Below are 5804 nucleotides of genomic sequence, written 5' to 3'. Positions count from 1 at the left end.
TAGATATCATCTTCTGTCACTCCCCATCTGTGGGCAATTACCTTATCAGAGAATCCGTATTTTTTGGCATATTCTAGTAAATCTACATTTCCAACATTGTCTTTTAACTCATGTTCGATATCAATGATATTTTGCATTTTCTCTAAGAAGAACATGTCAATTTTTGTAATATCGTGAATATCTTTTGTACTTTGTCCACGTCTTAAAGCTTCTCCAATAAAGAATAATCTTTCATCTCCGGCTTGTTTAATCTTGTCAATAATTTCTTCTAATGTGAAATCATCTCCATTAGGTAGTCCAAGGTGGTGCACACCATATTCTAATGAACGGATAGCTTTTAGTAAACTTTCTTCATAAGTTCTACCCATCGCCATTACTTCACCAGTAGCTTTCATTTGTGTTCCTAATTTTCTATCCGCATTCTCAAATTTATCAAATGGGAAACGTGGAATTTTACTTACTACATAATCAAGCGTTGGTTCGAAACAAGCATATGAGTTTTGTGTAACTGGGTTTATAATTTCATCAAGAGTTAAACCTACAGCAATTTTCGCAGCAATTTTCGCAATAGGATATCCTGTTGCTTTTGAAGCTAAAGCTGATGAACGTGATACCCTTGGGTTAACTTCGATAATATAGTATTTGAATGAATTTGGATCAAGTGCAAGTTGTACGTTACATCCACCTTCAATTTTTAAAGCTCTAATAATTTTTAATGACACATTACGTAGCATGTGGTATTCTCTGTCTGTTAATGTTTGAGAAGGCGCTACTACTACTGAATCCCCTGTGTGAATCCCCACTGGATCAATATTTTCCATATTACATACAACAATTGCTGTATCGTTAGAGTCACGCATTACTTCGTATTCAATTTCTTTAAATCCTGCGATAGATTTTTCTAATAAACATTGAGTAACTGGTGAATAATGTAATCCACTACTTACTATTTCTTCTAAATCTTTCTCATCGTAACAGATACCTCCACCTGTTCCTCCCATAGTGAAGGCAGGACGAACAATTACCGGATATCCTATTTCAGCAACAAATTCTCTCGCTTCATCTAGAGTTGTAATAATTGCTGATTCTGGAACTGGTTCATTAAGTTCATTCATAAGATCACGGAATAATTCTCTATCCTCTGCTTGTTCGATTGAACTTAATTTTGTTCCTAGTAATTCAACTCCATATTTATCTAAGATTCCACTTTTGTGCAGCTCTACCGCAAGGTTAAGCCCCACTTGTCCCCCTAATGTTGGAAGTAATGCATCAGGTCTTTCTTTTCTGATAATTTTACTTACAAACTCAAGAGTTAAAGGTTCCATATAAACCTTATCAGCGATTTCTTTGTCAGTCATTATTGTCGCTGGGTTAGAGTTAACTAAGATAACTTCATACCCTTCTTCTCTTAAAGACAGACACGCTTGAGTCCCAGCATAGTCAAACTCTGCTGCTTGACCTATTGTAATTGGTCCAGATCCTATCACTAGTATTGTTTTTATATCATTACGTTTTGGCATTTTTATTCTCCTTAATTTTGCATCGGTACTCTATAATTTCTCAGATTACTTCCTATTTATTTTCTTTAAATTCTCTCATATTATCTATAAACTGATCGAATAAGTAGTTAGGATCATGTGGTCCTGGTGATGCTTCTGGGTGATATTGTACTGAAAATACTGGGTATTTTTTATGACGTACTCCTTCACATGTTTTATCATTCACTGATAAGTGTGTAAGCTCTAAATCTGTATCTTTTAATGATTCGATATCAACACTGAAACCATGGTTTTGTGAAGTAATATCAACTTTTCCAGTTATTAAGTTTTTAACTGGGTGGTTAGCTCCACGGTGCCCAAATTTAAGTTTATATGTTTTCGCTCCACATGCTAATGAAATAAGTTGGTGTCCCATACAAATTCCAAAAATCGGAATTTTCGGCATAACTTCTTTAAGCATCTCGATTGTTTCAGGTACATCTTCTGGATCTCCAGGTCCATTACTCAACATAATTCCATCTGGATTAAGTCTGAAGATTTCCGCAGCAGTTACATTGTGAGGTACAACAACGATATCACAATTACGTTCATTTAATTCTCTAAGTATTCCTGATTTCATACCGAAGTCTACTAGTACTACTCTATATCCATTTCCTGAAGATAAGAAAGCTTTTTGCGTTGAAACTTGTTCAATTTGGTTCGTTGGTAAGTCAGTTTTTCTAAGATTTTCTAATTGTTCTTCTGGATCCATACAAAGGTCAGTAATTATTCCTTTGATTGTACCGTGTTCTCTTATTTTTCTTGTTAAACTACGTGTATCAATTCCTGATATACCTGGGATATTAAGTTCTTTTAATACCTCATCTAAACTGTATTCTGTTCTAAAGTTAGAAGGTTTTTTACAAACTTCCCTAACAATAAGTCCTTTAATACTAGGATTAATTGTCTCGAAGTCATCTCTGTTGATTCCGTAGTTTCCGATTAATGGATAAGTGAATGTTACTATTTGTCCATTGTATGATGGATCTGATAGTGTTTCTTGATAACCCGTCATACCTGTGTTAAATACTACCTCTCCTGCTAGTGCTTTGTTAGCACCGAATCCATATCCTTTATATACTGTTCCATCTTCTAAAATTAGTTGTCTATCGTAACTGTACATCTTTGTTCTCTCTTTCTAAGTTTTTTATTTTTTAAACTTCAAATACTTCGCTATCTTTGTATGCAACTTGACCTTCACATATTGTTAATACTGGTATTCCGTATATTTCTTCTCCAACATAAGGTGTGTTTCTACCTTTTGATAAGAATTTTTCTGGATCAATTTTCAATGATTTTTCTAAGTCGATTACTACTAAGTCTGCAAAACAACCTTCTTCTAAACGTCCATATGGTAAATCGAAAGTATCTGCGACTTTTTCAGTCATTAGCTTAACTAGTAAGTCTAGTGAGAATACTCCTGTTTTTACAAACTTCGTATAAAGTTGGCTGAATGCTGTTTCACTTCCAACAATTCCAAATGCAGCTTTTCTCATAGATAAGTCTTTCTCATGAGTAGCATGTGGAGCGTGGTCTGTCGCTATTACATCGATTGTTCCATCTAATAAACCAGCGATAAGGGCATTTCTATCTTCACGTGCTCTTAGCGGTGGATTCATCTTCCACATTCCGTTATCTTCTGGAATATCCATTTCATCACTTATTAGGTGGTGAGGACATACTTCACAAGTTACTTTAATTCCTGCTGCCTTCGCTTCTCTTACTACCCTTACTGATTCTTTAGTAGATACGTGACAAACGTGGTAGTGACATCCTGCTGCTTCAGCTAGAAGAACATCACGTGCAATCTGAACACTTTCACATACTGAAGGGATTCCTGGTAAATCTAATTCACGACTTCTACGTCCACAGTGCATACATCCTCCGCGGATTAATGAGTTATCTTCACAGTGAGCTACGATTGCTTTATTTAATTTAGCAGCAACCATCATAGATTCATACATCATGTTAGCATCTTGTACTCCTCTACCATCATCACTGAAGGCGAACACATGCTCGGCTAATTCTTCAAAATCAGCATATTCTTTTCCTTCTTCCCCTTTTGTAATAGCCCCGAAAGGTATTGCTCTAATTACTGAATCTCGTTCGATAATATCTAATTGTAATTTTAGGTTCTCATAGCTATCCGGTACTGGATTTAAGTTTGGCATTGGCATTGCTGTAGTGAATCCACCACGAGCAGCTGCTCTTGAAGCATGATAAATGTTTTCTTTGTATTCAAATCCTGGTTCTCTCCAGTGTACGTGAACATCTATAAATCCTGGTGAAACGAATTTTCCTTCTAAATCTAATACCTTAGCTCCACTTTCTTCAATGTTCTCAGAGATTTTTACAATTTTTTTATCTTCAACTAAAATATCTCTTTCTACTAATACACCATTTTCTAAAATTTTACCGTTTTTTAAAAGTAACATATACTTCTCCTCTTTATAAATTATTATCTTTAATTATTTTTTCTATCATTGCCTGTCTCATAAACATCCCATTTTTCATCTGTTCAAAGATTACTGATTTAGGTGCTTCAACTAGTTTCGAAGCTATTTCCATATCTCTATTTACAGGTGCCGGATGCATCACTATTGCTGATTCTTTTAATCTTTCATAGCGCTCTTTAGTTAATCCAAAGTTATTATGGTATTCATCTTTACTTAGTCCCATCTTAGAGTCATGTCTTTCATGTTGAACTCTTAGCAACATACAAACATCAACTTCTCCAACTACTTTATCAAAGTCTACTACTTCTCCAAGTGTCTCGTCTTTGAAAATATCAGGACAAACAAATCTTACTCTTGCTCCTAATCTCGTAAGCATGTTGTAATTACTTCTTGCCACACGAGAATTTTTAATGTCTCCTGCAATGATTACATTAAGATTTTCAAAAGTTCCAAACTTCTCATACATTGTCATCAGATCAAGTAAACATTGGCTTGGGTGTTCTCCACTACCATCACCCCCGCTTAAAATTGGAATATTTAAATTAGTCAGTTCATTGTAGTAAGCGTCTTGACCATGTCTGATAACCAACATATTGCAACCTAACATTTCTAGTGTTTTGCAAGTATCGTATAAAGTTTCACCTTTATTTACTGATGAAGTTGAAACCTCGAAGTTTATAACATTTAATCTATGTTTGTGCTCAGCCACCTCAAAACTATGTTTCGTTCTAGTTGAGTTTTCAAAGAATAAGTTTGCTACATATAAGTCTTCTCTTGGCTCTACTTGTTTACCATTTTTCAACTCTAAAGCTCTTTCTATAAGCTGATAAACTTCTTCATTTGTTAAGTCTGACATTTTTACTATATTTCTCATAGTGCTTCCTCCATTTTGTATAAAAAAATACCTTGTATCCGTTTGGCTACAAGGTATGACTGTTCATCAACTATTAAATTCAAGTTATTATCTGGGCATAGTTATACTCAAATATAACTATCCTCAAATAAAGTATAAACTTTAAATTCAATCCCTTGTTAGCCTCTCTGGACTACCTTAAAAAGATTTTATATTTAAATTAATAATATTTCTTCAACATCATCTACTTCATTTAAATGAACTTGTACATTTTCTTTTCTTGAAGTAGGAATATTTTTTCCAATATGATCTGCTCTAATTGGCAGTTCTCTATGTCCTCTATCTACAAGAATTGCAAGTCGAATTGCTTTTGGACGACTAGCATCCATAATAGCATCTATCGCCGCTCTTACAGTTCTTCCTGTATAAAGAACATCATCTACAATAATTACAACTTTGTTTGTCAAATCAAGTTTAAAACGTGGAACTTTTATTTCAGGTTCTTCACTTATTTTTTCTAAATCATCTCGATAAAATTTTATATCAAGTGTTTCTACTGGAATATTAGTATTTTCAATTTCTTTGATTTTTTGTTTTAATCTTTTGGCAATATGAATTCCTCTAGTTTGAATACCTACTAAAACTATATCATCTAATTTGTTTTGTTCGATAATTTCATTAGCAATTCTAGTAATCATTCTAGAAATCATTGTTTCGTCGAAAAGAATTCGTTTTTTCATACTTCACCTCAAAAAAATAGCCTACTCTATTGAGCAGGACAGCATAAATAAACTTGGTTTTCCAATTAATAAATCTTTGCTGACCTCTCTGGATCACATTAAAGATGTGTTATTCAAATTATCAATATTATATACCATAATAAGAGATTTGTCAAATGTATGATAGATTATTAGAGTTGTGTGAATGATGTGTTAATTCCCAAAGTAAATTCCAGTT

Annotated in this window: 5 protein-coding genes; all 5 read right to left on the bottom strand. The window is 33.8% G+C overall.

Annotated features, from left to right (window positions below; genetic code table 11):
* On the bottom strand, positions 1-1520 hold a 1520-nt coding region (carB, locus tag RWN11_RS06630; RefSeq protein WP_314160969.1), incomplete at its 3' end, for a carbamoyl-phosphate synthase large subunit.
* 52 nt (positions 1521-1572) lie between these two features.
* A complete protein-coding gene (gene carA, locus RWN11_RS06625) occupies positions 1573-2661 on the bottom strand; it encodes a glutamine-hydrolyzing carbamoyl-phosphate synthase small subunit (protein ID WP_314160968.1) in 1089 nt (362 codons plus the stop codon).
* A 31-nt stretch (positions 2662-2692) separates the two neighbouring features.
* Positions 2693-3973 (bottom strand): dihydroorotase, encoded by a 1281-nt coding sequence (locus tag RWN11_RS06620; RefSeq protein WP_314160967.1) that lies wholly within the window; start codon positions 3971-3973, stop codon positions 2693-2695.
* A gap of 13 nt (positions 3974-3986) precedes the next feature.
* Entirely contained in the window at positions 3987-4868 is an 882-nt protein-coding gene (locus RWN11_RS06615) for an aspartate carbamoyltransferase catalytic subunit (protein ID WP_314160966.1), read from the bottom strand.
* Between the two features lie 194 nt (positions 4869-5062).
* Complete coding sequence (pyrR, locus tag RWN11_RS06610) at positions 5063-5587, bottom strand: bifunctional pyr operon transcriptional regulator/uracil phosphoribosyltransferase PyrR (protein WP_204641508.1); 525 nt, start codon at positions 5585-5587, stop codon at positions 5063-5065.
* Between the last annotated feature and the right edge of the window lie 217 nt (positions 5588-5804).

Origin of the sequence: uncultured Gemella sp. (genome assembly GCF_963519265.1) — a bacterium.
Taxonomy (GTDB): Bacteria; Bacillota; Bacilli; order Staphylococcales; family Gemellaceae; genus Gemella.
This window is presented reverse-complemented; position numbering and strand designations above follow the sequence as displayed.